General features: G+C 71.1%; 26 protein-coding genes. 17 read left to right on the top strand and 9 right to left on the bottom strand.

Annotated elements, in window-relative coordinates; translation table 11 throughout:
* Window positions 1-552 precede the first annotated feature (552 nt).
* Window positions 553-1980: an aldehyde dehydrogenase family protein gene (locus C9I47_RS00830; protein WP_111265047.1), complete on the bottom strand. Its 1428-nt coding sequence runs from the start codon at window positions 1978-1980 to the stop codon at window positions 553-555.
* A 138-nt stretch (window positions 1981-2118) separates the two neighbouring features.
* On the opposite strand from C9I47_RS00830, the gene C9I47_RS00825 reads away from it, so the two are divergent.
* The 9 genes from C9I47_RS00825 to C9I47_RS00785 all read left to right on the top strand — a co-directional run bounded on the left by C9I47_RS00825 (window position 2119) and on the right by C9I47_RS00785 (window position 10782).
* On the top strand, window positions 2119-2658 hold the full coding sequence (locus C9I47_RS00825) for a gamma carbonic anhydrase family protein (RefSeq protein ID WP_111265046.1): 540 nt from the start codon (window positions 2119-2121) through the stop codon (window positions 2656-2658).
* A 46-nt stretch (window positions 2659-2704) separates the two neighbouring features.
* Window positions 2705-3139 carry an energy transducer TonB gene (locus tag C9I47_RS00820; RefSeq protein WP_111265045.1) on the top strand — a complete coding sequence of 145 codons (435 nt, stop codon included), beginning with the start codon at window positions 2705-2707 and terminating at the stop codon, window positions 3137-3139.
* Window positions 3140-3182: 43 nt separating this feature from the next.
* Window positions 3183-3878 (top strand): RDD family protein, encoded by a 696-nt coding sequence (locus C9I47_RS00815; protein ID WP_111265044.1) that lies wholly within the window; start codon window positions 3183-3185, stop codon window positions 3876-3878.
* Between the two features lie 10 nt (window positions 3879-3888).
* Entirely contained in the window at window positions 3889-4941 is a 1053-nt protein-coding gene (locus tag C9I47_RS00810) for a stage II sporulation protein M (RefSeq protein WP_111265043.1), read from the top strand.
* Complete coding sequence (locus tag C9I47_RS00805; RefSeq protein WP_111265042.1) at window positions 4938-6659, top strand: DUF4129 domain-containing protein; 1722 nt, start codon at window positions 4938-4940, stop codon at window positions 6657-6659. The genes C9I47_RS00810 and C9I47_RS00805 overlap by 4 nt, the downstream gene beginning before the upstream one ends.
* Window positions 6656-7834 (top strand): DUF4350 domain-containing protein, encoded by a 1179-nt coding sequence (locus tag C9I47_RS00800; RefSeq protein ID WP_111265041.1) that lies wholly within the window; start codon window positions 6656-6658, stop codon window positions 7832-7834. The genes C9I47_RS00805 and C9I47_RS00800 overlap by 4 nt, the downstream gene beginning before the upstream one ends.
* A complete protein-coding gene (locus C9I47_RS00795) occupies window positions 7831-8883 on the top strand; it encodes an AAA family ATPase (protein ID WP_111265040.1) in 1053 nt (350 codons plus the stop codon). Before C9I47_RS00800 ends, C9I47_RS00795 begins: the two co-directional genes overlap by 4 nt.
* Before the next feature lie 107 nt (window positions 8884-8990).
* Window positions 8991-10289 (top strand): DUF58 domain-containing protein, encoded by a 1299-nt coding sequence (locus C9I47_RS00790; protein ID WP_111267880.1) that lies wholly within the window; start codon window positions 8991-8993, stop codon window positions 10287-10289.
* 76 nt (window positions 10290-10365) lie between these two features.
* Window positions 10366-10782 (top strand): hypothetical protein, encoded by a 417-nt coding sequence (locus tag C9I47_RS00785; protein ID WP_111265039.1) that lies wholly within the window; start codon window positions 10366-10368, stop codon window positions 10780-10782.
* Between the two features lie 482 nt (window positions 10783-11264).
* Here the strand turns inward: C9I47_RS00785 and C9I47_RS00780 are convergent, their stop codons facing one another.
* Both C9I47_RS00780 and C9I47_RS00775 read right to left on the bottom strand, forming a co-directional pair.
* The gene (locus tag C9I47_RS00780) at window positions 11265-11804 is read right to left on the bottom strand and encodes a hypothetical protein (RefSeq protein WP_145985387.1); all 540 of its coding nucleotides are present in this window, start codon (window positions 11802-11804) and stop codon (window positions 11265-11267) included.
* Between the two features lie 82 nt (window positions 11805-11886).
* On the bottom strand, window positions 11887-12606 hold the full coding sequence (locus C9I47_RS00775) for a CPBP family intramembrane glutamic endopeptidase (protein ID WP_111265037.1): 720 nt from the start codon (window positions 12604-12606) through the stop codon (window positions 11887-11889).
* A 254-nt stretch (window positions 12607-12860) separates the two neighbouring features.
* Here C9I47_RS00775 and C9I47_RS00770 point away from each other — a divergent pair, with 254 nt between their 5' ends.
* The gene (locus tag C9I47_RS00770; RefSeq protein WP_111265036.1) at window positions 12861-15107 is read left to right on the top strand and encodes an NADP-dependent isocitrate dehydrogenase; all 2247 of its coding nucleotides are present in this window, start codon (window positions 12861-12863) and stop codon (window positions 15105-15107) included.
* Window positions 15108-15179: 72 nt separating this feature from the next.
* Here the strand turns inward: C9I47_RS00770 and C9I47_RS00765 are convergent, their stop codons facing one another.
* The 3 genes from C9I47_RS00765 to C9I47_RS00755 form a co-directional block, all read right to left on the bottom strand.
* Window positions 15180-16253 carry a DUF4344 domain-containing metallopeptidase gene (locus C9I47_RS00765; RefSeq protein ID WP_190238564.1) on the bottom strand — a complete coding sequence of 358 codons (1074 nt, stop codon included), beginning with the start codon at window positions 16251-16253 and terminating at the stop codon, window positions 15180-15182.
* 99 nt (window positions 16254-16352) lie between these two features.
* Window positions 16353-18062, bottom strand: coding sequence for a phosphoethanolamine transferase (locus C9I47_RS00760; protein ID WP_111265035.1), 1710 nt, complete (start codon window positions 18060-18062; stop codon window positions 16353-16355).
* Complete coding sequence (locus C9I47_RS00755; protein ID WP_223250219.1) at window positions 18059-18868, bottom strand: phosphatase PAP2 family protein; 810 nt, start codon at window positions 18866-18868, stop codon at window positions 18059-18061. The genes C9I47_RS00760 and C9I47_RS00755 overlap by 4 nt, the downstream gene beginning before the upstream one ends.
* 206 nt (window positions 18869-19074) lie before the next feature.
* Between C9I47_RS00755 and C9I47_RS00750 the strand changes: the two genes are divergently transcribed.
* Together C9I47_RS00750 and C9I47_RS00745 are read left to right on the top strand one after the other, a co-directional pair.
* Window positions 19075-19773: a response regulator transcription factor gene (locus C9I47_RS00750; RefSeq protein WP_111265034.1), complete on the top strand. Its 699-nt coding sequence runs from the start codon at window positions 19075-19077 to the stop codon at window positions 19771-19773.
* Window positions 19763-21070 carry a sensor histidine kinase gene (locus tag C9I47_RS00745; RefSeq protein ID WP_111265033.1) on the top strand — a complete coding sequence of 436 codons (1308 nt, stop codon included), beginning with the start codon at window positions 19763-19765 and terminating at the stop codon, window positions 21068-21070. The genes C9I47_RS00750 and C9I47_RS00745 overlap by 11 nt, the downstream gene beginning before the upstream one ends.
* Before the next feature lie 16 nt (window positions 21071-21086).
* Here C9I47_RS00745 and C9I47_RS00740 read toward each other — a convergent pair whose 3' ends face one another.
* Together C9I47_RS00740 and C9I47_RS00735 are read right to left on the bottom strand one after the other, a co-directional pair.
* Window positions 21087-21278, bottom strand: a complete 192-nt coding sequence (locus C9I47_RS00740; RefSeq protein ID WP_111265032.1) for a hypothetical protein — start codon at window positions 21276-21278, stop codon at window positions 21087-21089.
* Between the two features lie 41 nt (window positions 21279-21319).
* Entirely contained in the window at window positions 21320-21937 is a 618-nt protein-coding gene (locus C9I47_RS00735; RefSeq protein WP_111265031.1) for a glutathione S-transferase family protein, read from the bottom strand.
* 123 nt (window positions 21938-22060) lie between these two features.
* Here C9I47_RS00735 and C9I47_RS00730 point away from each other — a divergent pair, with 123 nt between their 5' ends.
* Window positions 22061-22537 carry an Lrp/AsnC family transcriptional regulator gene (locus C9I47_RS00730; protein ID WP_111265030.1) on the top strand — a complete coding sequence of 159 codons (477 nt, stop codon included), beginning with the start codon at window positions 22061-22063 and terminating at the stop codon, window positions 22535-22537.
* Between the two features lie 101 nt (window positions 22538-22638).
* Entirely contained in the window at window positions 22639-23658 is a 1020-nt protein-coding gene (locus C9I47_RS00725) for a pyridoxal-phosphate dependent enzyme (protein ID WP_111265029.1), read from the top strand.
* A gap of 8 nt (window positions 23659-23666) precedes the next feature.
* Here the strand turns inward: C9I47_RS00725 and C9I47_RS00720 are convergent, their stop codons facing one another.
* Window positions 23667-23885, bottom strand: coding sequence for a hypothetical protein (locus tag C9I47_RS00720; protein WP_111265028.1), 219 nt, complete (start codon window positions 23883-23885; stop codon window positions 23667-23669).
* A gap of 147 nt (window positions 23886-24032) precedes the next feature.
* On the opposite strand from C9I47_RS00720, the gene C9I47_RS00715 reads away from it, so the two are divergent.
* From C9I47_RS00715 to C9I47_RS00705, 3 genes are all read left to right on the top strand, one after another.
* Window positions 24033-24938 carry a LysR substrate-binding domain-containing protein gene (locus C9I47_RS00715; RefSeq protein WP_111265027.1) on the top strand — a complete coding sequence of 302 codons (906 nt, stop codon included), beginning with the start codon at window positions 24033-24035 and terminating at the stop codon, window positions 24936-24938.
* 78 nt (window positions 24939-25016) lie between these two features.
* On the top strand, window positions 25017-25910 hold the full coding sequence (locus C9I47_RS00710; protein ID WP_111265026.1) for a class I SAM-dependent methyltransferase: 894 nt from the start codon (window positions 25017-25019) through the stop codon (window positions 25908-25910).
* Window positions 25911-26017: 107 nt separating this feature from the next.
* The gene (locus tag C9I47_RS00705; RefSeq protein WP_111265025.1) at window positions 26018-26434 is read left to right on the top strand and encodes a PPC domain-containing protein; all 417 of its coding nucleotides are present in this window, start codon (window positions 26018-26020) and stop codon (window positions 26432-26434) included.
* The last annotated feature ends 17 nt before the right edge of the window (window positions 26435-26451 follow it).

The following is a 26451-nucleotide window of genomic DNA, read 5'->3' as shown; positions in this document are numbered from 1 at the left end:
ATCCGGAGCAGGCCAAGCCCCCCATTCCTGACCGGAGATCTTCCAGATTACGATCAAAGGCTTCCGCCTTCGGCGGGTTCCTTTTGTCTTGGCAAAAGGAACCAAAACCGCCCGCTCCTGACGCCCGCCGGGTCGGCTTCGCCGCCCCGGTCCCCTGTGCGCCTCGAGGCCGGCGGCACGGCGCCCAAACTCGCTGCGCTCAGACATGGGCGCCTCTACGGCCGCCGCCCCCTGCGGTGCGCGGCGGGCTTTAAGTCGCTGAAGGTCAACGGCAACGGCCGATCCTGGCGCTTCTGGCTGTCGAACAGCCCGTACCGATCGCAGACCCGGAGGGCGGTGCGCAGGGACGCGCGCCGTTTTTCGGTCACGACAGGATGTCGTGTCGAAAAATCCCGGAAGCCCTCCATTCACGATTGAGCCCTGTCGGGACGGCCCTTTCTTTTGGTGACTTTTCTTTGGGCCAGCAAAGAAAAGTTACCCGCCGCCCTGGGTGGCGGAAGCTTCTTGATCTTGATCTGGCCGGTCCAGGCCGACCGCTGAGCGGCCTGCCCCCTACTTCGCCAGCCAGCGGATCATCCGATCGATCCGCCCCTTGTATGGCGGCTTGATCAGGTCGCTGCCCGCCCAGCGCGCCTGCCGGAACACCGGCAGCAGCTTGCTGAAGGTCTCGAAGCCGTAGCGGCCATGGATCGCGCCGATGCCGCTGGGACCGATGCCGCCGAACGGCAGGCCATGCACGCCGAAGTGCACCAGGGTGTCGTTCACGGTGACGCCGCCGGGCAGGATGCCGTCGAGGATCCGGTTCACGTTGGCGTCGTCGTGACTGAACGGGTACAGCGACAGCGGGCGCGGCAGCCGCTGGATCGTCGCGATCGCCTCGTCGAGCGAGCGGTACGACAGGATCGGCAGGATCGGCCCGAAGATCTCGTGGCGCATCACCTCGGCCTCGGCGTCGGGCTCGATCACCAGGGTCGGCGGCAGCAACCGTCCGCTCTGTTCCGGTCCGGTCGAGGCCGCCTCGCCCAGCGGGGTCAGCACGCGCAGTCCGCGGGCGTGGGCGTCGTCGATGTACCCCTGCAGGCGGGCGTACTGGGCATCGTTGATGATGCGGGTGTAGTCCGGCGAGGCCGCGATGTCGCCGTAGCGCGCGCGCAGCTCGGCGCCGATCGCCTCGACGAAGGCATCGCGGCGCGCGGCATCGACCAGTACGTAATCGACGCCGATGCAGGTCTGGCCGGCATTGATCCACTTGCCGGTGGCGATACGGGCGGCGGCCTTTTCGATCGGGAAGTCGGGGCAGACCACCGCCGGCGCCTTGCCGCCCAGCTCCAGGGTCACCGGGGTCAGGTTCGGCGCCGCCGCCGCCATCACCTTGCGGCCGACCGCGGTCGATCCGGTGAACAGCAGGTGGTCGAACGGCAGCGCGGCGAACGCGGCCCCGACCTCGGGCCCGCCCAGGGCGACCGCGACCCGGTCGGCCGGGAACACGTCGGCCAGCAACTGGCGCAGCCAGGCGCTGGTGCGCGGGGTGTGCTCGGAGGGCTTGAGGTAGACGTGGTTGCCGGCGGCGATCGCCGACACCAGCGGCATCAGCGCCAGATTCACCGGGTAGTTCCACGGCGACAGGATGCCGACCACGCCGACCGGCACCGGTCGCACCTGCGCCCGCGCCGGCCAGAACCGCCAGCCCACCGCCGCCCGCCGTGGCCGTGCCCAGCGCCGCAGGTGGGCCAAGGCGTGGTCGATCTCGGCGATCACCACCATCGCCTCCGAAATCAGGTTCTCGTGCTCGGAACGGTGGCCGAAATCGGCGCGGATCGCCGCATCCATCGCCGGCACCTGGGCGCGGAAGGCCTCGCGCAGCCGCTCCAGGTCGGCGCGGCGGCTGTCCAGATCGGGCTTGCGGGCCTGCCAGGCCGCGCGCAGCGCGCGATGGGTGGAGACGAGCTCGTCGGGCGTGGTGTCGGCGGTGATGTCCATACGGTCGAGTTTAGAGCCTGGCGGGCGGCACGGAAGGGGGGATTCCGGTCGTGCCGGAATGGCCGGTTTTCCCCGTCGGCGCCGCCGCGGCCGTTCGCGCCCACATCGGGCAAGCCGCGGCCCGGTAGAATCGGCGGCATGACCCTGCGTCCCTATCTCGACACCTTTCCCGATCTCGGCGAGCGCGTCTACGTCGATCCCGCCGCGACCGTCATCGGCGCGGTCAGCCTCGGCGACGACGTCTCGATCTGGCCCGGCTGCGTGGTCCGCGGCGACGTCAACTCGATCTCGATCGGCGCGCGCACCAACATCCAGGACGGCAGCATCGTCCACGTCACCCACGAAGGTCCGTTCACCCGACCCGGCGGCTTGCCGACGGTGATCGAGAACGACGTCACCGTCGGCCATGGCGCGATCATCCACGCCTGCACGGTGCACGAGTTCGCGCTGATCGGCATGGGCGCGAAGATCCTCGACGGCGCGACGGTCTCGCGCCTGGGTTTCGTCGGCGCCGGCGCGGTGGTGCCACCGGGCAAGACCGTCGGCGAGGCCGAGCTGTGGCTTGGCAATCCGGCGCGGTTCGTGCGAAAACTGGACCCGCGCGAGATCGAACAACTGCAGTACAGTGCGCAGCATTATGTGCGGTTGAAGGACCGCTACCTCGACAGCCGGAGCTGAGCCTGGCCGGAGCCACGGGATCGGGCGGGGAGAACAGAGGCAGGGAATGGAAGGCAAGAACGCGGCGCTGGCCGCATGCATGGTGGCGCTGGCGGGCTGCACGTTCGGGGACAACAACTACCTGCGCCCGAACGAATCGATCGTCGACGATGGCGTGACCCCGGAATGCGTGGGCGACTACGACCGCGCGCCGGTGCTGGTCGCGGCCAAGGCGCCGGTATTTCCGGTCAGCATGCTCAACCCGACCCTGATCGAGGACCGCAAGACCCGCCACCTGCCGATGAGCTGGCAGGTCGACGCCCGCTTCGACGTCGGCACCGACGGCGTGCCGCTCAACGTCCGCGCCTCGGCGACCGACCCGGCCAGCTTCGGCCACCACACCGCGATCGCGATCCGCGCCTGGCGCTTCAAGCCCGCGCTCCGCGCAGGCGTGGCGGTGACCGCGGCCTGCACCTTCACGATGACCTTCGAGCTGGGATGAGCGGCTCGATCGGACCACACCGGCGGCGGCGCCGGACTCGCTGATGCGCGCGCCCATCCTCGACACCAGCCGCGACGTGATCACGCCCGAAGGCGTGGCCCTGCGCCTGCCCGCGGCGGGACCGATGCCGCGCGCACTGGCCTGGCTGATCGATTTCGCGCTGCGCCTGGCCCTGCTGTTCGCCGGCAGCCTGCCGCTGGGCGCGATCGGGCGCGGCGGGGTCGGTCCCTACCTGATCCTGCTGTTCTCGCTGTTCTGGCTGTACCCGATCGCGTTCGAGGTGCTGTGGCGTGGCCGCACCCCGGGCAAGCGCGCGCTCGGACTGCGGGTGATCTCCGCCAACGGCGCACCGGTGGGCTGGATGCCGGCGATCACGCGCAACCTGCTGCGGGTGGTCGACATGCTGCCGTTCGGCTATGCGCTGGGCCTGCTGGTCAGCTTCGGCGATCCATGGGGCCGGCGCATCGGCGACATGGTCGCCGGCACCCTGGTCGTGCACGACGGCCGCTCGCTGCCGCCGGCCTCGACCCCGCCCGCCGAAGCGATCGCCGCACCGGTGGTGCTGCTGCCGCACGAGCAGGCCGCCCTAGTCGCGTTCGCCGAGCGCGCGCCACGGCTGACCGCGGCCCGCCAGGTCGAACTGGCCGAGCTGGCCAGTCCCTGGCTGGGCGTCCGCGGGCAGACCGCGGTGCAGCGCCTGTACGGGATCGCCAACGGTCTGCTGGGGCGGCGGCGATGAGGGCGACGCGATGAAGCAGGAGAATTTCGTCCGCCGGCACGAGGCCGAATGGCAGGCGCTGGAGCACTGGCTGCGATCCCGCGACGTGGCCCGCAAGGCGCGCGCCGAGCGCCGCAACTGGGACGGCATCGCCGATCACGAAATGCCGGCGCGCTACCGCCGGCTGTGCCAGCAACTGGCGCTGGCGCGCCGTCGCGGCTACAGCCCGCAGCTGACCGAGCGCCTGCAGCAGATCGTGCAGCGCGGCCACAGCCAGCTGTATCGCAGCCCGCCGCCACGCTGGCAGACGGCGCTGGAATTCCTGGTCGCGGGCTTTCCCCGCCAGGTCCGCTCCGAACGCGCCTGCATGCTCGCGGCGCTGGCCCTGTTCGTCGTGCCGCTGGTTGCCATCTTCGTGGCGATCCAGATCAAGCCCGAGCTGGCCAGCAGCCTGTTCGACCCGATCCAGCTGGCCGGGTTCGAGAGCATGTACGACCCGGACGATCCCGACCGCAAGCTGGGACGCGACAGCGGAACCGACCTGGCGATGTTCGGTTACTACATCTGGAACAACGTCAGCATCGGCTTTCGCACCTTCGCCACCGGCCTGGTCGCCGGCTTCGGCTCGATCTTCGCGCTGGTGTTCAACGGGATCACCATCGGCGGCGTCGCCGGCCACCTGCAGGCGGTCGGCCACGGCGATCCGTTCTGGCGTTTCGTCGCCGGCCACTCGGCACCGGAACTGACCGCGATCGTGATCGCCGGCGGCGCCGGCCTGCGGCTGGGGCTGAACCTGGTCGCGCCGGGCCGGCGACGGCGCATCGATGCGCTGATCGACGGCGGCCGGCGCGGCGCGCGCCTGTGCCTGGGCGTATTCGCGATGCTGGTGTTCGCCGCCTTCGTCGAGGCGTTCTGGTCGTCGATCGCGTGGATGCCGGCGGTGGTCAAGTACAGCGTCGGCGCGCTGCTGTGGACGCTGGTGCTGGGCTGGCTGCTGCTGGGCGGACGCCACCAGGGTCCGACCTCGGCCGACATCGATCCGATCCGCGATCCGCAACGCGATGGCGGGGGCGACGGCGCATGAATCTGGAGTCGCTGACCGTCGCACTGCGTCCGCGCACCGCCTGGGAGGCGGTCGAGCTGGGCACCGCGCTGACCCGCCGCCACGCCGCCGCGATCTGGACGCCGTGGCTGCTGTTGACCGTGCCGATGCTGGCGCTGTGCAACCTGCTGACCTGGTCGCTGGACATGATGTGGCTGGCGCCGCTGCTGATGTGGTGGCTCAAGCCGGCCTACGACCGGATTCCCCTGTACGTGCTCTCGCACGCGGTGTTCGGCGACGTGCCCGGGACCGCCCGCACCCTGCGCGCGCAGCTGGGCTGGGGCCTGCGCTGGCTGCCGGCCTACCTGAGCTGGCGCCGGTTGAGCCCGGTGCGCGCGCTCAACATGCCGGTCGACCTGCTCGAGGGCGGCAGCGGCCCGGCCGCGCGCCAACGCCGCCGCGCCCTGACCGGGCCGGTGTACGGCGTGGCGCTGCTGACGACGGTGATCTGCCTGCACTTCGAGCTCGCGGTCTATCTCGGCCTCAATGCGCTGGCGGTGCTGTTCGTGCCGCCCGATCAGCTGCCCATGGCCTGGCGCGACTTCATGACCGTGGTCAACGAGCAGCCGCTGTGGCTGGACCTGCTCACCAACACCCTGACCTGGGCGGCGACCTGCGCGATCGAGCCGTTCTACGTCGGTGCCGGCTTCGGGCTGTACCTGAACCGTCGCACCGAGATCGAGGGCTGGGACATCGAGATCGTGCTGCGCCGGCTGGGCGCGCGCCTGGCCGGCGCCGGCACCTCGCTGCTGCTGGTGCTGGCGCTGGCCGGCGGACTGCTGTTCGGCGGCCTGGCCAGTCCGCCGGCGCACGCGCAGCAGGCCGACGCCGGCGAGGCCACCGAGGCCCGCGCACGGCCGCTGTCGCAGCGCAACCTCGACAAGAGCGTGATCGACCACGGCGCGGACGAGGACGAGGCCGCTGACGAGGAAGCCGCCGACGCGGCGGCCGGCGCCCGCGTCCGCGAGACCCTGCGCAAAGACACCCTGCCGCGCGTCTTCGGTCACCCGCTGGCCGATGCCGGCTCGATGCGCGAAGCGGTCGAGCGCGCCTATGAGGACCCCAGCGTCAGTCCCAAGCGCACGGTGACCACCTGGGAGCCCCGCGACCGCGACGAGAAGGAAGAGGACGACGAGGACGACGTGCTCGAGGACTCGCCGCTGCTGGAGGGCATCGGCAAGATCATCGGACTGATCGGCGCGTATGGCCTGTGGGTGCTGCTGGGCGTGCTGGCGGTGATCCTGCTGGCGACCTCGCCGCGCTGGATCGTCTGGCTGCGCAGCGCGGTCGATGCGCAGCGCCGCGAGCCCGAGCCGGTCGCACGCGATCCGCTCGCCGAGACGGCGCCGCTGCCCGACGACATCCCGACCGCGATCCGGCGGCTGTGGGCCGAGGGCCGCCAGCGCGAGGCGCTGGCGCTGCTGTACCGCGCCAGCATCGAGACGATGACCGCGCGTACCGGCGTGGTGCTGGTGCCGGGCGCGACCGAGGCCGCCTGTCTGCGCGCCTCGCGCAAGATGCCGGTCGCCGCCGACCGCGATGCCTTCGCCGCGGCGGTGCGGCTGTGGCAGTACGCCGCCTATGCCGGCCGGCTGCCCGACGACGCCGCGTTCCAGCACCAGCTCGACACCCTCGCCGAGCGCTTCGGCTGGACCGGCGCAGGCGCGCCCGACGCCACCCCGGATGGAGCAGGCGCATGAGCGCGGCATCGACGACGACACGGCGCCCGACGCGCCTGCCCTGGGCCGCGCTCGCCGTCGTCGCGGTGCTGGCGCTGGCCGGCACGTTCGGCTACTGGTGGCTGCAGACCCACGAGCGGGTCGAGAAGGAGATCGACCTCCCGCGCAGCGGCGAGATCACCTACAACCCGCTGTACGTGCTCGGTCTGGCCCTGCGCGAGGACGGCTGGAAGGTCGATGCGCGCCAACAGCTCGACCCCGACGAGGTCGCGCTCGGCGACGACGACACCGTGGTCGTGCTCAACGATCCCCGCCGGCTGTCGGAAACCGACACCGAGGCGCTGCTGGCATTCGTCGCCGCCGGCGGCCACCTGGTCGTGCGCACGCCGCCGCGCGACCAGTTGGCGGCGGACACCGAACGGCTGCAGGCGCCGCTGCTGGAAGCGCTGGACCTGCGCGTCATCGACGACGCCAACGGCGGCTGCGTGCAGTTGTCGGTCGCCGGGGAGGACGAACACATCGAGTTCTGCCAGGGCATGCGCTTCGAGGTCGGCGCGATCGAACCGCTGCACGAATGGCGCGACAAGGACGGCGACACCGTCTACGCGCGCCTGCCGCATGGCGAGGGCAGCGTCGACGTGATCGCCGGGCTCGACTTCCTCACCAACGACGACCTGCGCGACGGCCCGCACGTGGTGCTGGCGCGGCAGTTGCTGGCGCCGAACTGGAAGGCCGGCACCGCGCACCTGCTGTACGCGGCCGAGATGCCCTCGTTCTGGCGCTGGCTGGCCGAGAACAGCTGGATGGCGTGGCTGCCGCTGTTGCTGGCCCTGCTGGCCTGGCTGTGGGCGCGCATGCAGCGGTTCGGACCGTGGCGCCCCTCGCCCCTCGGCGAGCGCCGCTCGCTGCTCGAACACGTGACCGCCAGCGGCGAGCACATCTACCGCTATGGCTACGCCCACATCCTGTACGACGCGGTGCGCGCGGCCTTCCTCGCGCGCCTGCGCCGACGCGATCCGCAGGCCGCCGCGCTGGACGGCGAGGCGCAGGCCGCGCTGATCGCCGAACGCTTCAAGGACACCCTGGCGATCGGCCCCGACGAGGTGCGCACCGCCCTGTCCACGCCCGTCGCCCGCGACCACGTCGCGTTCCGTTCCCGCATTGCCACCCTGATCCGGTTGAGGAATCAGCTATGACCGCCAACGACCTTCCGCTGCCGCCCGACACCCCGACCGCGGGCCCTCCGTCCGCGGCATCGCCCGCGACCACGGCCGGCAGCGCGCCGCTGACCGGCGACGCCCTGACCGAACGCGCCGGCGCGCTGCGCGACGAAGTCGGCAAGGCCTTCATCGGCCAGCCGGAGGTGCTCGACCAGATCCTGGTCGCGCTGCTGGCCGGCGGCCACGTGCTGATCGAGGGCGTGCCCGGACTGGGCAAGACCCTGCTGGTGCGGGCGTTGTCGCAGGCGCTGGACTGCAGCTACGCGCGCGTGCAGTTCACCCCCGACCTGATGCCCAGCGACATCAGCGGGCATGCGGTCTGGAACCCGAAGAGCGAGACCTTCAACATCCGCCGCGGCCCGATCTTCACCCACCTGCTGCTCGCCGACGAAATCAACCGCGCGCCGGCCAAGACCCAGTCGGCGCTGCTGGAGGCGATGGCCGAACTGCAGGTCACGATCGAGGGCCGGAGCTTTCCGCTGCCGCCGCCGTTCATGGCGATGGCGACCCAGAACCCGGTCGAGCAGGAAGGCACCTACCCGCTGCCGGAGGCCCAGCTCGACCGTTTCCTGCTGAAGGTGATGATCGGCTACCCGGACCGCGAGGACGAGAAGCGGATGGTCGCCGCGGTCAGCCAGGGCCGCAATGCGGCGGCGTTCGAGCTGTCGCAGGTGCAATGCGTGCTGGGCCCGGAGGAGATCGTCGCGATGCAGGCGGGCACCGCCCTGGTCTCGGTCGACGACGCGGTGATCGACTATGCGGTGCGCATCGTCGCCGCGACCCGCGACTGGGCCGGCATCGCGCTGGGCGCCGGTCCGCGCGGCAGCCTCGCCCTGGTACGCGCCGCGCGCGCCCAGGCGGTGCTGTCGGGCCGCGACTTCGTCACCCCCGACGACATCCGCGAGATCGCCCTGCCGGCACTGCGTCACCGGATCGCGCTGTCGCCGGAACTGCAGATCGAGGGCCAGACCCCCGACGCGGTGCTCAAGGCGCTGCTGGCCAAGGTCGAGGCGCCGCGCCAGTGACCCAGCGCGCGCCAGCCGGCAACGGCGACGGCGGACCCGCCGCGACCGGCAACCGTGCGATACGCGCGGCGGTGCAGGTCGCGCGCGCGCTGCCGCGTCCGGCGCCGATGCTGCTGGTGCTGCTGGTCGCCTGGGCCGCGCTCGGCCTGGCCGCCAGCATCGGCTGGCTGGCTCCGGTCGGCTGGCGGTATGCCGGAGCCGCGCTCGCGGTGATGGCGCTGATCGACCTGCTGCGCCTGCGGCGGCAGTCCCTGCCGCAGATCGAAAGAAGCGTTCCCGACACCTGGCCGATCGGCATCGAACGACCGGTCACCCTGGCCTTCGAGGCCCGGCAGCGGCAGCGTCTGGACGTGTACGACCTGCATCCCACCGGCTGGCGGGTGCACGGGCTGCCGCGCCGCCTCGATCTGCGCGAAGGCGAGTCGACCCGCTTCGACTATCACCTGCGCGCGCACGAGCGCGGCGACTTCGTATTCGACGGTACCCACCTGCGTCTGCACTCGCCATGGCGGTTGTGGCGCGAGCTGCGCACCGCCGGCGAACCGCAGCCGGTGCGGGTGTTCCCGAACTTCGCGCCGCTGGCCAAGTTCGCGATGTTCTCCGCCGAGCAGGCCTCGCGACTGGTCGGCGCCCACCTCAAGCGGCGGCGCGGCGAGGGCACCGACTTCCATCAGATGCGCGAGTACCGGGTCGGCGACAGCCTGCGCCAGATCGACTGGAAGGCCACCGCGCGCTCGCACAAGCTGATCTCGCGCGAGTACCAGGACGAGCGCAACCAGCAACTGGTGCTGCTGCTCGATACCGGCCGTCGCCTGCTCGCCCGCGACGACCTCGACGATGCCGACGGCATGGCCCACTTCGACCATGTGCTCGACGCCGCCCTGGTGGTCGCCTACCTGGCCTTGCGCCAGGGCGATGCGGTGGGCCTGCTCGCCGCCGGTGGCGACAGCACCTGGGTCCCGCCGCGACGCGGGGCCGGTGCGATCGAAGGCCTGCTGCGCGGCAGCTACGCGCTGCAACCCTCCGCGGTCGCCACCGACTTCCTCGCCGCCGCCACCGAGCTGTCGCTGCGCCAACGCCGCCGCTCGCTGGTGATGCTGGTGACCAACCTGCGCGACGAGGACATGGACGACCTCCTCGCCGCGGTGCAGCTGCTGCGCAAACGGCACCTGGTCTGCGTCGCCAGCCTGCGCGAGGTCGCGCTCGACCGGACCCTGGCCCGCGAGGTCCACGACCTGCCCGATGCGATCCGCGCCGGCGCCACCGCGCAGTACCTGCAGCAGCGCTCGGCCGCGCACGAGACCCTGCGCAACCACGGGGTGATGGTGCTCGACGTCACCTGCGACCAGCTCGCCGCCTCGCTGGTCGAGCGCTACCTCGCGGTCAAGCGCGACGGCCTGCTCTGACCGGGCGTTCACGGAATCTCCCAAGCGGCGTTCATTACAGGGGCCGCGGCCTGTCGCCGCCCTGCGAGGACCCGTCATGCGCACTTCCAGCCTCATCGCTTCGCTGCTCGCCGCCACGTTTGCCCTGGTCGCGTTCGCGCCCCCGGCCGCGGCCCAGCAGGTCACCTTCCCCAATCCGCTGTTCGTCACCACCGGTACGATCGGGTGGAGCGTCACCCTCGACGACAGCGACCCCAACCGTGGCGTCGAATACAGCCTCGTGTTGCCCCGCACCAGCAAGAGCTCGGGTTGGCTCGTGCTGGACTATTCGGGCGATGCCTATGAACTGCAGAGCCTGCCCGGAAAGCCCGCCGTCACGGCCAAGATCGCTCCGATTCCGCAGGGCGGCCAGTGCCCCTACTCGCGCAACGCGCCCAACGCCACCTACACGATCGAGTTCATCCTCCGCAACGTGATCTACCGCGGATGCGGCTACTTCACCCAGCCGCAATGACCCCGGCGGCAGGTGCCGCCGTCTGAGTCTCGACGGCCATCGGCGGTGGCCGCGGTGCCCCTCGCCCCCGAGTCCACCGCACCACCGCCGGGGCCGTCACCTCGCACTACCCCCCGCAGGAGCGGCGTAAGCCGCGAGGACCTTCCCATGAACGCCCGATCGCGGCTTACGCCGCTCCTACGAAGAGCGTTTGTCTGCTTCATGACCCCAGCCCCCTGAGTCAGGGGGCGATTCGCGCCGCAGGCGCGAATGGGGGTGTGGAAGCGCAACGGCGGGGCCCAAGGTTTGCGCAGCAAACTTTGGGAGATATCCGGGCGCGGCCGGATATCGTTCCCCCCTGAGTCAGGGGGCGATTCGCGCCGCAGGCGCGAATGGGGGTGTGGAAGCGCAACGGCGGGGCCCAAGGTTTGCGCAGCAAACTTTGGGGATTTCCGGGCGCAGCCCGGGAATCGCGGCTTACGCCGCGCCTACGGATGCTCCCATCAATCCACGGCGTCGGCGCGTCGGTAGATCCCGACGAAGGCGGTGCTCCAGCTGGCGCCGCCGTCTTCGGAGGTTTCCCAGTGCTGGCGCACGCTGCCGTCGGCTTGCGGGGTCCAGGTGATGCGCTGGCGCTGGACGCCGCCATCGCGGCCCTTCAGCTCGCCGTCCATCACCATCGCACCCTCGCGCAGCCCGCCTTCCAGCCGCAGCACCCCGCCGTCGCTGCCGATCCAGAACTGGCGCCAGACCCGGTAGCGTCGATCCCAACCGTTCAGGCTCTGGCCGCTGCCGCCACGGGCACTGCTCCAGTTCTCCAGCAGGCGGCAGCCATCGGCGCTGCGCTCGATCCGGTTGCGGCCCAGCAGCGCGGCCTCCTCGTCGTCGGCACGCACCTCCCAGTCGCCGACCCAGAAGTCGAACTGGCGGTACTCGGCGGTGTCGCATTTCGGCGGCGCCGGCGGCGCCGGCGGCGAGGCGTCCTGCGCCCGGGCAAGCGGCAGGCACAGCCACAAACCCAACAACAGGCATGGCGTTCTCATCACGAAGCCTCCGTCGGTGGTGTCGGCCCAGCCTGCGACCGTTCCCGCTGCGCTTGCAAGCTCCGAAGGTCACGCCATCGCGCTAGAGGAAACCGGTGAGCTGGAATACGGTGTTGCCGGCCGCGTGCGCCAGCAGCGGCAACAACAGACTGCCGCTGTTGAAGCGCATCCAGCCGTAGGCGAGTCCGCCGGCCAGGGTGAAGGCGGCCGATACCGGTTCGAACGAGAAGCCGTCGCGGCCATAGCCCAGCCCGTGCCACAGCGAGAACATCAGCGCGGTCACGATCACCACCGCCCACGGCACCCGCCGCGGCGGCGCCTTGCGCCCGAACAGGCCCAGCAGCAGCGCCGGGGCGACGCCCCGATAGGCCAGCTCCTCGGCCAGCGCCGGCATCGTCGCCTGGAACGCCAGGGTCTCCAGCGACGGCGGGCCGGGCCGGAACGCGAAGCCCAGCGCCACGCCCACCGCGACCAGCACGCCCAGGACGATCAGCGAGGCGCGCAGGTTGCGTTGCCTCAGGGTCAGCCCGACCGCCTCGGGCTCGAGCCGGAACACATAGATCACCAGCGCCGCCAGCAGCAGGCTGTAGAGCTTGCCGCTCCAGTTCCAGCCGCCGCCGAGCAGGTCCGCCGAGGCCAGCGCGGTCGGCAATGCGGTATCGAAGTCGTCCAGGCCCAGGTACAGCGCGAACAGCGCCGCGCCGGCCACCCCGATCCGACGGTCGAAACCGGTCGCGATCAGCGCCAGGGCCAGGGCCAGCGCGATCGCGGCGAAGACCAACGAATAGGTGAGGATGAACATGCACGGCCTCCGGACACCGCTCGGCGCCACCGCGGGTGCGGACACGCGACGGCGGCGTCGACCGGCAGTGTCCGCCGCGGCCATGGCCTTGTCCAACGCGGCGGCCGTGAGGCCGCCATATGCCGTCCCGGCATGTCGCCATGCGCAGCCGCATGGGTCCGCGCCTTTGCCCTGAAACTCCCCGGTTGCGACAATGGCGGGCCCGCTGCGCGCCGCCACGGACGCGCCCTCCCACGATTCCGCGAGACCCCTCCATGACCGACACCCCGTCCCAGGCCGCGCCGAAGATCATCTACACCCTCACCGACGAAGCCCCGCTGCTGGCGACCCAGTCGCTGCTGCCGGTCATCGAGGCCTTCGCCGGCACCGCCGGCGTGGCGGTGGAGACGCGCGACATCTCGCTGTCCGGCCGCATCCTGGCGCAGTTCCCGGAGCGGCTGTCGGACGCGCAGAAGGTCGGCGACCACCTGGCCGAGCTCGGCGAGCTGGCCAAGACCCCGCAGGCCAACATCATCAAGCTGCCGAACATCAGCGCCTCGGTGCCGCAGCTCAAGGCCGCGATCAAGGAACTGCAGGCGCAGGGCTACCCGCTGCCGGACTACCCGGAGGAGCCCAAGGGCGAGCAGGAAAGCGAGATCAAGGCGCGCTACGACCGGGTCAAGGGCAGCGCGGTGAACCCGGTGCTGCGCGAGGGCAACTCCGACCGCCGCGCGCCGGCCTCGGTCAAGAACTACGCGCGCAAGCACCCGCACCGCATGGGCAAGTGGGACGGCGACTCGAAGTCGCATGTCGCCCACATGGACGCCGGCGACTTCTACGGCAGCGAACAGTCGGTGGTGATCGGGCAGCCGGGCACGCTGAAGATCCGCCTGACCGGCAGCGACGGCCGCTCCAACATGCTCAAGACCGGGCTCAAGGTCGAGGCCGGCGAGGTCATCGACGCGACCTGCATGAGCACCCGGGCGTTGGCCGGCTTCATCCGCGACCAGATCGAGGAGGCGCGCGCCCAGGGCGTGCTGTTCTCGCTGCATCTGAAGGCGACGATGATGAAGGTGTCCGACCCGATCATCTTCGGTGTCGCGGTCAGCGAGTTCTACCGCCCGGTGCTGGACAAGCACGCCGCGGTGCTGGAGCAGACCGGCTTCGATCCCAACAACGGCATCGGCGACCTGTACGCGCGACTGCCGTCGCTGGCCGACGACGTCGCCGCGCAGATCCGCGCCGACATCGACGCGCTGTACGCCGAGCGCCCGGCGCTGGCGATGGTCAACTCCGACAAGGGCATCACCAACCTGCACGTACCCAGCGACATCATCGTCGACGCGTCGATGCCGGCGATGATCCGCGACTCCGGCCGCATGTGGAATCCGGCCGGCGAGCTGCAGGACGCCAAGGCGGTGATCCCGGACCGCAACTACGCCGGCATCTACCAGGCGGTGATCGAGGACTGCAGGGCGCACGGTGCGTTCGACCCGGCGACCATGGGCAGCGTGCCCAATGTCGGCCTGATGGCGCAGAAGGCCGAGGAGTACGGCAGCCACGACAAGACCTTCCAGATCCCGGCCGACGGTGTGGTCGAGGTGCTCGACGACGCCGGCACCGTGCTGATCCGGCACGAGGTCGAGGCCGGCGACATCTGGCGCATGTGCCAGACCAAGGACGCGCCGATCCGCGACTGGGTCAAGCTGGCGGTCAGCCGTGCGCGCCTGAGCGCGACCCCGGCGGTGTTCTGGCTCGATCCGCAGCGCGCGCACGACCGCAACCTCGCCGCCAAGGTCGAGCAGTACCTGGCCGACCACGACACCAGCGGCCTCGACATCCGGGTGATGTCGCCGGTGGAGGCGATGCGGTTCTCGCTGGAGCGCATCCGCCGCGGCGAGGACACCATCTCGGTCACCGGCAACGTGCTGCGCGACTACCTGACCGACCTGTTCCCGATCATGGAGCTGGGCACCAGCGCCAAGATGCTGTCGATCGTGCCGCTGATGGCCGGCGGCGGCCTGTTCGAGACCGGCGCCGGCGGCAGCGCGCCCAAGCACGTGCAGCAGTTCCAGCAGGAGGACTACCTGCGCTGGGATTCGCTGGGCGAGTTCCTGGCCCTGGCGGCGTCGCTGGAGCACCTGGCCGAGACCACCGGCAATGCCCGCGCCCAGGTGCTGGCGGACGCGCTGGACGTCGCCAACGGCCGCTTCCTCGACGAGAACAGGTCGCCCTCGCGCAAGCTCGGCGGCATCGACAACCGCGGCAGCCACTTCTATCTGACCCTGTACTGGGCACAGGCGCTGGCCGCCCAGGACGCCGATGCGGAACTGAAGGCGACCTTCGCGCCGCTGGCGGCGACCCTGGCCGACAACGAGGCGAAGATCGTCGAGGAACTGATCGCGGTGCAGGGCCAGCCGGTCGACATGGGCGGCTACTACCACCCCGACTTCGCGCTGCTGGCCAAGGCGATGCGCCCCAGCGCCACCCTCAACGCGGCGATCGACGCGCTGGCCGGCTGAGCCGGCGCCGCGCATCGATCCGGACGGGCCCGGCACTGCCGGGCCTTTTCGTGTCCGCGGCCGGCACCGGCGTCACTGGATGTACGGAGCGTCGCCGTTACGATCGCGCTGGCGCGCGCGCTCCTCGAACAGCTGCTCGGCCTTTTCCTCGCTCATCTGGAACTTCGGCGCGACGTGCGGCAGCAGCAGGCGCAGCCACGCGCTGCTGACCCGGCGCGCTTCCTCCGGGCAGCTCCTGGCACGCGCCTCAGGCAGGTCGCCGCCGGTGACGATGTCCAGGTAGCGGGCCGGGTCGCTGCCGTACAGCAGGCATTGCAGGTTGAAATAGCGCTGCTCGCCCAGCGCATGCGCGTCGGCGTAGGCATCGAGGTTGTACTGGCCGGTGCTGCGCAGCAGGAACCAGTGCGAGGCCATGCGCAGGTTCTCGGCGACCGTCGCCGAGGACTCGTCGATGCCGGCGAAGCGCAACATCAGCGTGGTCGCCAGCTGGTCGACCGCATCTTCCTCGCGCCCGGTGACCGGGATCTCCAGCAGGGTGATCAGGGCATGCCCGGTCTCGTGCAACAGGATGAAGCGCACGTTGGCGTCGAGGTACCGGCGCGCCAGCGTCTGGGCGTCGGCACCGGCGATGCCGTTCTGCGCGGCCAGCTCGAGGCCGCGTTCGCGCAGCACCCGCATGGTCTCGTAGCACAGCACCACCTCGCCGCGCTCGTCGGAATAGAACGCGTTGATCTCGCCGCACTCGGCGGTGACGAAGCGGATCGGCCGCGGCAGCATGAACATACCGTCGATGGCCTGGATCTCGGGCTGGTGCTTGAACAGATCGGCGTCGACCACCTGCCGGTAGAACGGCATCAGCGCCTCGTCCCTGGGCTCCAGGTAGGCATAGGCGAATTCGGCACCGCCGGGCTGGTTCTCCGACTCCGGCGCCCGCTCGATCCGCAGCGGCCTGAGCGCGGCCAGCTCCTGCTCCAGCGCCGCGCGCGCCGCCGCCTCGCCGGCGGCCCAGCCTTCCTCGCGGGCCTGCTCGCGCGCGGCCTGCAGTGCCGCGGCCTGGCGCGCGGACGACAGCAGTGAATAGCCGAACGCGCCGCTCACCAGGCCCAGCGTCAGGGTCAGCAGCAGGAGCAGGGTTCTCGACGACATCGTCCCCCCAAGGACTCGCGCGCGGACGACAGGGTCCGCGGCCGGCAGTGATGTTCGTCGGGAATCCTACCGGACCCGCCGCGACGGCGTAATGCGTGCTCAGCCGGCCGGCGCCACGCAACCGCGGAACAGGTCCAGCTCGGGACGGTACTCGGGCGTCGCCACCTGCATCAGCCCCAGCACCGAGCTGAACAGATTGTCGTGGCTGGCCGGGCGGCGCGCGCGTTCGCGCATGCAGGCCACGTCCAGACCGCGACTGCCGGCCAGACCGGGCGAGAACCACATCAGCATCGGCACCCGGGTCTGGGTCCTGGGCGCGATCGCGTACGGCAGCCCGTGCAGGTAGACCCCATCCTCGCCGAGCGACTCGCCGTGGTCGGACAGGTAGATCAGCGCGCTGTCGTGGCCGTCGTCGGCCTGCAACCGCGCGATCAGCCCGGCCAGCACGCTGTCGGTGTAGCGGATCGCGTTGTCGTAGGCGTTGACGATCTGCTCGCGGCTGCAGCGCGACAACTCCTCGCTGGTGCAGTCCGGCGCATAGGCGCGGGCATCGCGCGGATAGCGCTTGTAGTAGGCCGGGCCATGGTTGCCGAGCATGTGCAGGACCACCACCTGGTCGGCGCCGGTGTCGACGCCGGGGTCGGCGAGCGCCTCGTCCAGGCCGCGGGCGAGCACGCCATCGAGGCAGCGGTCGCCGTCGCACAGCGCCGGATCGTCGAGATGGGCCAGCGCGCGGTACGCCACGCCGTCGCAGACCCCCTTGCAGCCGCTCTGGTTGTCGTACCAGCGGGTCGCGATCCCGGCATGGTCGAGCACGTTGAGCAGCGACTCCGAGCCCTCGATCCGGGCCTTGTCGTAATCGGCGCGGCCGATATTGGAGAACATGCACGGCAGCGACACTTCGGTGTTGGAGCCGCAGGCGGTGACATCGCCGAAGTTGACCGGATCGATCCGTCGCAGCGCCGGCGTGGTGTCGCGGGCATAGCCGTTCAGCCCCCAGTTCTGCGCACGCACGGTCTCGCCGACGACCAGCACCAGCAGCCGCGGCTTCGCGCCGGCCGGCCGGCCGACCACCTTCGCCTGCACCCCGACCGGGGTCTTCGGGCCCTGGCGACGGCCGTGGCCATCGCCGGCCACCCGCAGCAGCGACACCAGATAGTTGCCGGGGGTGATCAGGTGGCGCAGTTCGCGATGGTTGCGCATCAGCGAGGACACGCTCTGGAACGACCCCAGGATCGCCGCGATCGCGACCAGCAGCGCCAGCGCCAGGCTGCCGGCCCGGATCAGCGCGGCGCGGCGCCATGGCCGCCGTCGCAGGCGGACCCGCCACACCAGCAGCGACGGCAGCACGCCCAGCAGCAGCCATTCCGGCAGCAGGCTGGAGGTGACCAGTTCACCGGCCTCGTCGGGATCGGTATGCAGGATGTTGCGGATCATGTCGGTGTCGAAGTACACCGTGTAGTCGCGCATGAAATGCAGCGCGAGCGCGCCGCTGAGCAGCAGCGCGATCAGCACCGGCTTCGCGGTCCAGCGGGTGAACAGCAGGCCCAGCAGGATGAAATGCAGCGCGGCGATCGCGACGAACAGGGCCACGCCGGTCATCCAGCCGCCGGCGCCGTGCAGGCCGCCGCTGTCGATCACCGCCGAGAAGAACGGCGTGTTGAACACGGCGGCGAAATACAGACTGGCGAGCAGAGCCAGTTGTTCGCTGCCCAGGCTGGGGCGCATCCGCCACCATTGGCGACGGATGCCCGCGCGCGGCGACGACGCCCGCGGATGGACGATGGACGCGGGACCTACCGCGCTCATGCCACGGCCTCCGCCGCATCCGACCGTCGCGGCCAGAACATCAGGTACAGACCGAGCGCGACGAACCAGCAGATCGCCGCCGTCCAGACGTCGTGGGACAGGAAGTGGGCGCCGCGCAACTGCTGGGCGACGCCGAACACCAGGCCCATCGTCAGTCCCAGCGCCAATCCGGCGAAGCGCAGGCGCGGCCACGCCACGCGCAGGAAGAAATACGACGCCATCCACGCATAGCCGCCGCTGGCATGGCCGGCAGGGAAGCACGCGGCCTCCGGCAGTCCCGCCGGACGCACCGAGAACAAGCCGACCATCGGCAGATCGCCGCCATAGCGGCTCAGGTCCCACGGGCAGTCCATTCCCGTGACCCCCTTCAGCAGCGACACCGCCGCCGTGGCGACCGCGGTCGCCAGCAGCAGGTAGCCCAGCGGTTTGCGCAGCGGCGCCCAGCCGGCGCGCAGGCAGGCCACCAGCCAGGCCGCCAGCACCGCCAGCCACATCAGCGCACTGAGGTTGCGTCCGCCCAGATGGATCGCCTGCTGGGTCACCCAGCTCCCACGCAACGCCCAGTCCCCGCCCTCCCAGGCGTACAGGTGATCGGCCAGCCAGAGGTCGCCGCCACCGGCCATCGTCGCCACGGCCAGGACCAGGAACGCCAGCAGCGGCGCCAGCGCATGGCCGCGCAGGAAGCCCGGCCCCGACGGCAGCGCCCGCGACCGGGCCGTTCCGGAGGTCGCGTCCCAGAGGGCGGGCAGCAGCCAGGCCGAGCCGCCGCTGCGGATCGCTCGGGAAGGTCTGGAATGGGGGCTCATGCGGTCGATGGGACGGGGTCGCGAAAGTCGCACGCATCGTCCTGGCGGCCACGTCGGACAAAGGTCGGAGCAGGATTCGCCCACCGTTAACCGTTCAGCATTCCGACGTATTTCCGACACTCCCCGGCCGACGCTGGCAGCCATCGACTCGCGCCCGGGGGCGCGATCGCACGACAATGTCCCAGGGCCGACTCTCAGGAATCCCGATGCGCCTGCTGGTGGTGGAAGACAACCGCAACCTGATGGCCAACCTCTTCGACTACTTCGAAGCGCGCGGCCACCAGCTCGATGCGGCGCCGGACGGCGTCACCGGCCTGCACCTGGCGGTGACCCAGAACTTCGACGCGGTGGTGCTGGACTGGATGCTGCCGCGGATGGACGGTCCGGCCGTGGTCGCCGCGCTGCGCGAGGCCGGCCACGAGGTGCCGGTGCTGATGCTGACCGCGCGCGACGAGCTGCCGGACAAGATCGCCGGCTTCCGCGCCGGCGCCGACGACTATCTGACCAAGCCGTTCGAACTGGCCGAGCTGGAAATCCGGCTGGAAGCGCTGGTGACGCGCGCACGCGGCCGCCAGCGCCCGCACCTGCTCGAGGTCGGCGACCTGCGCCTGGACCTGGACACTCTGGAGGCCAGTCGCGGCGGCCGGCCGCTGCACCTGTACCCGGCCGGCCGCAAGCTGCTGGAAGTGCTGATGAAGGCCAGCCCGGCGGCGGTGCCGCGCGACCGCCTCGAACTCGCGTTGTGGGGCGAGGACCCGCCCGACGGCGACATGCTGCGCTCGCATGTCTACGAACTGCGCCGCGCCGTCGACGGCCCGTTCGCGACCAAGCTGATCCGCACCCTGCCACGGGTCGGCTACCGGATCGCGGCACCGGCGGACGAGGAGGACGGCGATGACGCATGAAGGCGGCGCCGGCGCGCGACGTCCGAGCCTGCGCAGCAAGATCCTGCTGGCGATGGTCGCGTTGATGGCGGTGCTGTCGGTCGCGGTCGTCTACCAGGGACTGGTCGTCAACGAATACGTCGAGCGCATCGTCTGGAAGACCCTGCTCGACGGCGAGCTCGATCACCTGCTGCAGCGGCACCGCGAAGAGCCCGGCTATCGCTGGGTCGACTCCGACAACATCGCCCTGTACGGCATGCCCGGCAGCAACCCGATCCCGCCGGAGTTGACCGGCTTCGGACCGGGCCTGCACGACGACATCGACTTCGCCGGCGGCGAACGCGTGTTGCTGGTGCGCGAAGTCGACGGCCGCCCGGTGATGCTGGCACTCGACGCCGAGCCGCTGGAACAGCGCGAACAGGCACTGGCGGCGGTGATCATCGCCGCCGCTCTGACCACCCTGCTGCTGGCGACGGTGGCGATCGGCTGGAGCGTCAGCCGGCTGATGCGGCCGCTGGACGCGATCGCGACGCGGATCGGCGCGCTGCACCCCGACCGCCCCGGCCAGCGCCTGCAGACCCCGGCCGGCGCCAGTCACGAGGTCGCGGTGATCGCCGAGGCCTTCGACGGTTTCCTCGACCGCACCGACCGCTTCGTCGAGCGCGAGCGCGGCTTCATCAACCAGGCCAGCCACGAGCTGCGCACGCCGATCGCGATCATCGCCGGCGCCAGCGCCCTGGCCATGAACGCGGCGGACCTGCCGGACGCCGCGCGCGGACAGCTCGAACGCATCCAGCGCACCACCCGCGATGTCGAGCAGCTGATCTCGCTGCTGCTGGTGCTGGCCAAGGACCCCGAGCGGCTGGCCGCCTCGTCCGACCTGGTCGCGTTGGACGCGCTGCTTCCGGAGATCGTCGACGACCACCGCCACCTCGCCGCGGGCAAGGATCTGGCGATCGATATCGCGCCGCTGCCACCGTGCACGCTGCGGGCGCCGTTGCCGATCGTGCAGGCGGCGATCGGCAACCTGCTGCGCAACGCGATCGAGAACAGCGACCGCGGCCATATCCAGGTGCGGCTGGAACGGCCGGCGCGGGTGGTGATCGAGGACCCCGGCCATGGCATGTCGGCCGAGGAGATCAGCGCGATCTACGCACGGATGGCCCGCAGCGGCGGACCGGACGGCGGCGGTATCGGCCTGGAGCTGATCGCGCGCCTGTGCGAACACCTGCACTGGCGGCTGGACATCGCCTCCGATCGCGGCCAGGGCACCACCACGGTGCTGGACCTGGACACGGCCGGCACCGCCGCGGACTGACCGCGGCGCGTCCGCCTCAGGGGCAGCCGCCAGTCGCCATCGCGACATCGCCGATCGCGGACATCGTTTCCTGGTCGCTGCCGCGGGCGGCGGCGCCCCGGGACTCGCGGGTCGGCGCCGGTCCGGATACCTGTACCTCGGAATCGGCGACCGCCGGGATATCCAGCAGGTAGCCATGCAGGAACAGCAGGTCCTTGTAGATGCTCATCGTCGTTCTCCAGGCTCGGGCCCCGGTTCAGTCGCACCGGTTCAGTCGCAGGTGTCGCCGGACAGCGGCGTCGCCCGCATCGAGGCACGTTCGGCGAAGCGCTCGAACCAGACGGTCAGCCGCGGGCGGTCCGCGCGGAAATCAGGCAGGCCGCGGAAGCGCAGCCAGTCCAGCGCGGTGGCCACGGCGACATGGCCGACATGCAGCGGTCCGTCCGTGTCCAACCCCGCTTCCAGCCAGTCGTAGGCGGCCACCAGCTTGGCCAGGTAGCCGTCGCGCAACGGTGGATGACGCAGCGGCGGCGGACGGCGCTCGGTCTCCCAGCGCACGGCGATGCCGGCATCGGCCATTCCCTGGGCGACGGCCTGCAGCCGCAGCGCGTGCCAGCGCGCCTCGCCCGCCGCGGGGATCAACGGCGGTCCATCGTGCAGGGTGTCGAGACAGGCGCAGATCAGGTCCGAGTCGAACAACGGCGCCTGGCCCTCCCTGAGCAGCACCGGCACCTTGCCCAGCGGGTTGTGCGCGAATACCTCCGGGTTGCGCCGGGTCGGACTGGTCTCGTGGTGGATCACGTCGATCCGTCCGGCCAGTCCGGTCTCGTGGGCGAACACCAGGACCTTGCGGGCGTAGGGGGAGTGGGTCTGGTAGAGCAGTTTCATGAGGATTCCGGAATGCGGATGGGGCGCTGGGCGGGCATGCTAGGCCCGCCGTCGCATCGCTTGGCCGCAATCGTCGGGCCTTGGCCGCGGTTTTCCGGCGCACTGTCCGCCTAAGATTGAGCGATGGACCTCGACCGCTTCGATCGCCAGTTGCTCAACCTGATGCAGGACGACGCCGGCCGCACCGCCGAGCAGTTGGCCGAGCATGTCGCGCTGTCGCCCTCGGCGATCCAGCGCCGCCTGCGCCGGCTGCGCGAGCAGGGCGTGATCGAACGCGAGATCGCGATCGTCGACCCGAAACATGCCGGGCGACCGGGCTTCTTCATCGTCAGCCTGCAGCTCGAGCGCGAACGCCCCGAACAGCTGAACCAGCTGCGCCGCTGGCTGGCCGCGCAGGCGCATATCCAGCAGGCGTTCTATGTCACCGGCGAAGTCGACTTCGTCCTGGTGGTCACCGCACCCGACACCGAGAGCTATGACGCGCTGATGGCGCGCATGGTCGCGGAGAACCCGAACGTGTCCCGGTTCACCACCCACGTCGCGCTGGGCGTGGTCAAGCGCGGACTCGCGATTCCGGTGCCGCCGCTCGAAGCCGGGTGAGTCGCGGGCGCCGCGCCAGGATGGCGTGATGCGCCGTTTTCGTGCACCGCGACGGGCTCGATCGCCGCCGTCCGTCGATACCTTCGCCGCACAGTGGCGGCATGGACATCCCACCCTGGCTGCTCGCTCCCGAATCCGCGCACACGCCCTGGCTCGATTGCCAGCCGACCCGCCTGCTGGCGCTGCCCGCGCTGGCACGACAACTGGGCATCGCCCAGCTCTGGGCCAAGCTCGAAAGCGAGCGGCCGCTGGGCAACTTCAAGTCCCTCGGCGGCATCCCCGCCGCCACCCGTGCGCTCGCCCTGGCGATGCAGCGGGCACCGGGCCGGCCACCGCCCAGGCTGATCTGCGCCAGCGATGGCAACCACGGCCTGGCCGTGGCGGTCGCCGCGCACCGGGCCGGAACCTCCGCCACCGTCTACCTGCCCCGCTCGATCGACGCGGCCCGGGTCGCCCGCATCGTGTTCGCGGGCGCGACCATCGCCTGGGTCGATGGCCGCTATGACGATGCGGTCGAGGCCGCACGGGCGGCCGCCGGCGAGGACGCCCTGCTGATCAGCGACACCTCCGACGACCCCGACGATCCGGTGGTCGCCGACGTGATGAACGGATACGCGGTGCTGGCGCGCGAACTGAGCGACCAGTTGACGCGGGTGCGGGCACGCCCCAGCCATGTGTTCGCGCAGGCCGGGGTCGGCGGTCTGGCCGCGGCCCTGGCCGAAGGCCTGCAATCCGGGCTGGCGCCAGGAGGCCGGGTGCTGGTGGTGGAACCGGCCAGCGCCGCCTGCGTCGGCCATGGCCTGCGCCTGGGCCGGGTCGCCAGCGTCGACGGGCCGTTGAAAACGACGGCGTCGATGCTGTCGTGCGGACGCGCGTCGGCGCCGGCGCTGCGGATCCTGCTACGACACCGCGCCGGGGCGGTCAGCGTCGACGAATCGGAGTTGTCCGATGCGGTGACGGTGTGGCACGGCACCGGCAACGGCACGACCACGGCGTCCGGCGCCTGCGGCCTGGCCGGCCTCCGTCACATCGCCGCCGATCCGGCACGGCGCCGGTCCCACCGCCTGGACGCCGACAGCGTCGCCCTGGTAGTGATCAGCGAGGCGGCGCCATCGGCCTGAGAGCCGGCTCAGGCGCAGCCGCCGGCGGCGACGCAGGCCGCCGACTTGCGGCCGCGGTCCGACCGCGCCGGACGCGCCTGGCCACGGCCGCGGTCGCCGCCGCCCAGCGGCCTCGACTCGACGGCGTCGCCCGGCACCTCGCTGGACGCCTTCGGCGTGATGTCTTCGGCCACAGAGAGATCCCACAGGTGGCCGTGCAGGAACAGCAGATCCTTGTAGATGCTCATCGTCGTTCTCCGGTTGGCGGGCCGTCCGAGGGGAGGGGGGGTGGACGGTCCTGGGGGACGAGTTGCAAGATACGCTCAAGCCTAAGCGCCAAAAAGCGACACTTTTGCAAGTGTTCGTTGAACTGAATTCAAGTCTGGAGCATTGCCATGGCCCGTCCTCCGCTGCACGCCCTGCTCGGCTTCGCCGCCGCCGCCCGCGCCGGCAACCTGACCCGAGCCGCCGAGTCGATGCACCTGACCGTCAGCGCGCTCAGCCACCAGATCCGGGGCCTGGAGGAGCGCCTGGGACGGCGCCTGTTCGAGCGCAACTCGCGCGGCGTGCGCCTGACCGCCGACGGCCGCCACCTGATGAGCCGGGTCGCCCCGCACCTGGATGCGCTGGAGCTGGCACTGCGGCCCTACGGTCCGCGCCACGACGACATGCTGACCCTCAGCGTGACGCCCTCGGTCGCATCGGCCTGGCTGGTACCGCGGCTGAGCGGCTTCCTCGCCGCCCATCCGCAGGTCCAGGTCAGCCTGCAATCGACCGCGCGGGTGACCGACTTCGAGCACGATCGCGAGGTCGACGCGGCGCTGCGGATCGGCCGGGGCCAATGGCCGGGCCTGGTCAGCGAGCATCTGTTCGACGAATGGGTCGCGCCGCTCGCCAGCCCGGACCTGGTCGCCCGGCTCGGGCCGCCGCGGCTGTCCGACCTGCAGGACTGGCCGCTGCTGGGCGAACCCGACGACGGCAATGAACAATGGCTGGCCTGGTTCGCGGCCCACGGCGGCGAGCCGCCGACGCGCTACGCGGCCCATTTCGACGACACCGAGGCGATATTGCGTGCGGCCGCCAGCGGCGTCGGGGTGGCCCTGGGCCGACTGACCCGCGCGCGCCTGCTGATCGAATCCGGCCACCTGGTACGCCTGAGCAACGAGCGCCTGCGCACCAACTACGCGCACTACCTGGTCTACCCACAGCGCTCGGCCGACCACGCCGGCCTGCAGGCGTTCCGCGGCTGGCTGCTGGAAGAGGCGCGCAACTACGAGGCGGTGCTGGAGGAAAGCCGCTGAGGCACGCGCCGCTGCAACGCGGCACCCGCGGCGCCCGCCATCGGGTAGGCTGAGCGCCCCAACCCCCGGAGGCATTGCATGACCCGCACCCTGCTCGCCACCCTCGTTCCGATCCTGCTGCTCGGCGCCTGCGCCGCGCCGGAGGCGCCTCCGGCAGCGGATGCGCCGGCCGCCACCGAAGCCGCCGCCGACGGCACCACCCCGACGGCCGAGGCCGCACCCGCCGACGCCCTGGCCACCGCGATCGCCGGCGACTGGCGCGACCCGGCCAACACCGCCCGCGACGACTTCCGTCATCCGGCCCAGACCCTGGCCTTCTTCGGCATCGCCCCGGACCAGACCGTCATCGAGATCACCCCCGGCGGCGGCTGGTACGCGCAGATCCTCGCGCCCTACCTGCGCGACAACGGCCAGTACGTCGCCGCGGTCTGGGACGACGCGATCGAAGGCCAGCCCGACTACCGCTACCGCCTCAACAAGGAGCTGCGCGCGATGTTCGCCGGCAACGCCGCGGCCTACGGCACGCCGGAGGTGCGCGTGTTCGATCCCAAGGCGCCGGCGTTCGGCGCGGCCGGCTCCGCCGATGCGGTGCTGACCTTCCGCAACGCCCACAACTGGGTCGCCGCCGGTGACGGCGCCGCCTACTTCGAGGCGTTCTTCGACGTGCTCAAGCCCGGCGGCACCCTCGGCGTGGTCGATCACCGCGCCAAGCCCGGCACCGACGCGGAAACGATGAAGAAGTCCGGCTACCTGACCGAGGACGTGGTGATCGAACTGGCCACCGCGGCCGGCTTCAACCTGGCCGAGAAGAGCGAGGTCAACGCCAACCCGGCCGACACCGCCGACCACCCGAACGGGGTGTGGACGCTGCCGCCGAGCAACCGCCACGACGAGGCCGACGACGCCAAGTACCAGGCGATCGGCGAGAGCGACCGCATGACCCTGCGCTTCGTCAAACCGGCTGCGCCCTGATCGGGGCATTCAATCCTGGGCCGGCGGCGGCAATAATGGTCGCCGCCGGCACCGGACGACACCGTCACGGTGCCGGAACACCCTTTCTCCATGCATAAGGACATCGAGTGCACAAGCTCACCCTGACCGCCATCGCCGCCGGCCTGATGATGGCCACCACCGCCGCCCATGCCGCCGACCCGACCCTGACCGTGGGCCGACTCACCAACGGCGCCCTGACCGAGGCCAGCCGCCCCAGCGACGGCGGTGGCCGCAGCCAGGACTACACCGTGCGGCTGGCCGCCGGCCAGCTGGTCGCGATCAGCGCCAAGTCGGACGACATGGACCCGGTGCTGATGCTGTTCGCGCCGGACGGCAGCCGCCTGGCCGAGAACGACGACCGCGCCGACGGCGACACCAACGCGCTGATCGTCGCCTCCACCACCGAGGCCGGCGAATACCGCGTCCGCATCAACTCGCTGGGCAGCGGCGACAGCTCGCTCGGCGAGTACACGATCAAGGCCAGCGTCGTCAGCGACGACTGAGCGACCGAGTCCGCACC

Source organism: Marilutibacter maris (genome assembly GCF_003233695.1).
Lineage (GTDB): Bacteria > Pseudomonadota > Gammaproteobacteria > Xanthomonadales > Xanthomonadaceae > Marilutibacter > Marilutibacter maris.
The sequence above is the reverse complement of the archived record's forward strand: the minus strand, read 5'-3'. Positions and strand labels throughout refer to the sequence as shown.

Bases quoted from the DNA above. Each gene is read 5' to 3' on its own strand.
- C9I47_RS00830 (WP_111265047.1), bottom strand. From the start codon at position 1,980: ATGGACATCACCGCCGACACCACGCCCGACGAGCTCGTCTCCACCCAT.
- C9I47_RS00825 (WP_111265046.1), top strand. From the start codon at position 2,119: ATGACCCTGCGTCCCTATCTCGACACCTTTCCCGATCTCGGCGAGCGC.
- C9I47_RS00820 (WP_111265045.1), top strand. From the start codon at position 2,705: ATGGAAGGCAAGAACGCGGCGCTGGCCGCATGCATGGTGGCGCTGGCG.
- C9I47_RS00815 (WP_111265044.1), top strand. From the start codon at position 3,183: ATGCGCGCGCCCATCCTCGACACCAGCCGCGACGTGATCACGCCCGAA.
- C9I47_RS00810 (WP_111265043.1), top strand. From the start codon at position 3,889: ATGAAGCAGGAGAATTTCGTCCGCCGGCACGAGGCCGAATGGCAGGCG.
- C9I47_RS00805 (WP_111265042.1), top strand. From the start codon at position 4,938: ATGAATCTGGAGTCGCTGACCGTCGCACTGCGTCCGCGCACCGCCTGG.
- C9I47_RS00800 (WP_111265041.1), top strand. From the start codon at position 6,656: ATGAGCGCGGCATCGACGACGACACGGCGCCCGACGCGCCTGCCCTGG.
- C9I47_RS00795 (WP_111265040.1), top strand. From the start codon at position 7,831: ATGACCGCCAACGACCTTCCGCTGCCGCCCGACACCCCGACCGCGGGC.
- C9I47_RS00790 (WP_111267880.1), top strand. From the start codon at position 8,991: ATGCTGCTGGTGCTGCTGGTCGCCTGGGCCGCGCTCGGCCTGGCCGCC.
- C9I47_RS00785 (WP_111265039.1), top strand. From the start codon at position 10,366: ATGCGCACTTCCAGCCTCATCGCTTCGCTGCTCGCCGCCACGTTTGCC.
- C9I47_RS00780 (WP_145985387.1), bottom strand. From the start codon at position 11,804: ATGAGAACGCCATGCCTGTTGTTGGGTTTGTGGCTGTGCCTGCCGCTT.
- C9I47_RS00775 (WP_111265037.1), bottom strand. From the start codon at position 12,606: ATGTTCATCCTCACCTATTCGTTGGTCTTCGCCGCGATCGCGCTGGCC.
- C9I47_RS00770 (WP_111265036.1), top strand. From the start codon at position 12,861: ATGACCGACACCCCGTCCCAGGCCGCGCCGAAGATCATCTACACCCTC.
- C9I47_RS00765 (WP_190238564.1), bottom strand. From the start codon at position 16,253: ATGTCGTCGAGAACCCTGCTCCTGCTGCTGACCCTGACGCTGGGCCTG.
- C9I47_RS00760 (WP_111265035.1), bottom strand. From the start codon at position 18,062: ATGAGCGCGGTAGGTCCCGCGTCCATCGTCCATCCGCGGGCGTCGTCG.
- C9I47_RS00755 (WP_223250219.1), bottom strand. From the start codon at position 18,868: ATGAGCCCCCATTCCAGACCTTCCCGAGCGATCCGCAGCGGCGGCTCG.
- C9I47_RS00750 (WP_111265034.1), top strand. From the start codon at position 19,075: ATGCGCCTGCTGGTGGTGGAAGACAACCGCAACCTGATGGCCAACCTC.
- C9I47_RS00745 (WP_111265033.1), top strand. From the start codon at position 19,763: ATGACGCATGAAGGCGGCGCCGGCGCGCGACGTCCGAGCCTGCGCAGC.
- C9I47_RS00740 (WP_111265032.1), bottom strand. From the start codon at position 21,278: ATGAGCATCTACAAGGACCTGCTGTTCCTGCATGGCTACCTGCTGGAT.
- C9I47_RS00735 (WP_111265031.1), bottom strand. From the start codon at position 21,937: ATGAAACTGCTCTACCAGACCCACTCCCCCTACGCCCGCAAGGTCCTG.
- C9I47_RS00730 (WP_111265030.1), top strand. From the start codon at position 22,061: ATGGACCTCGACCGCTTCGATCGCCAGTTGCTCAACCTGATGCAGGAC.
- C9I47_RS00725 (WP_111265029.1), top strand. From the start codon at position 22,639: ATGGACATCCCACCCTGGCTGCTCGCTCCCGAATCCGCGCACACGCCC.
- C9I47_RS00720 (WP_111265028.1), bottom strand. From the start codon at position 23,885: ATGAGCATCTACAAGGATCTGCTGTTCCTGCACGGCCACCTGTGGGAT.
- C9I47_RS00715 (WP_111265027.1), top strand. From the start codon at position 24,033: ATGGCCCGTCCTCCGCTGCACGCCCTGCTCGGCTTCGCCGCCGCCGCC.
- C9I47_RS00710 (WP_111265026.1), top strand. From the start codon at position 25,017: ATGACCCGCACCCTGCTCGCCACCCTCGTTCCGATCCTGCTGCTCGGC.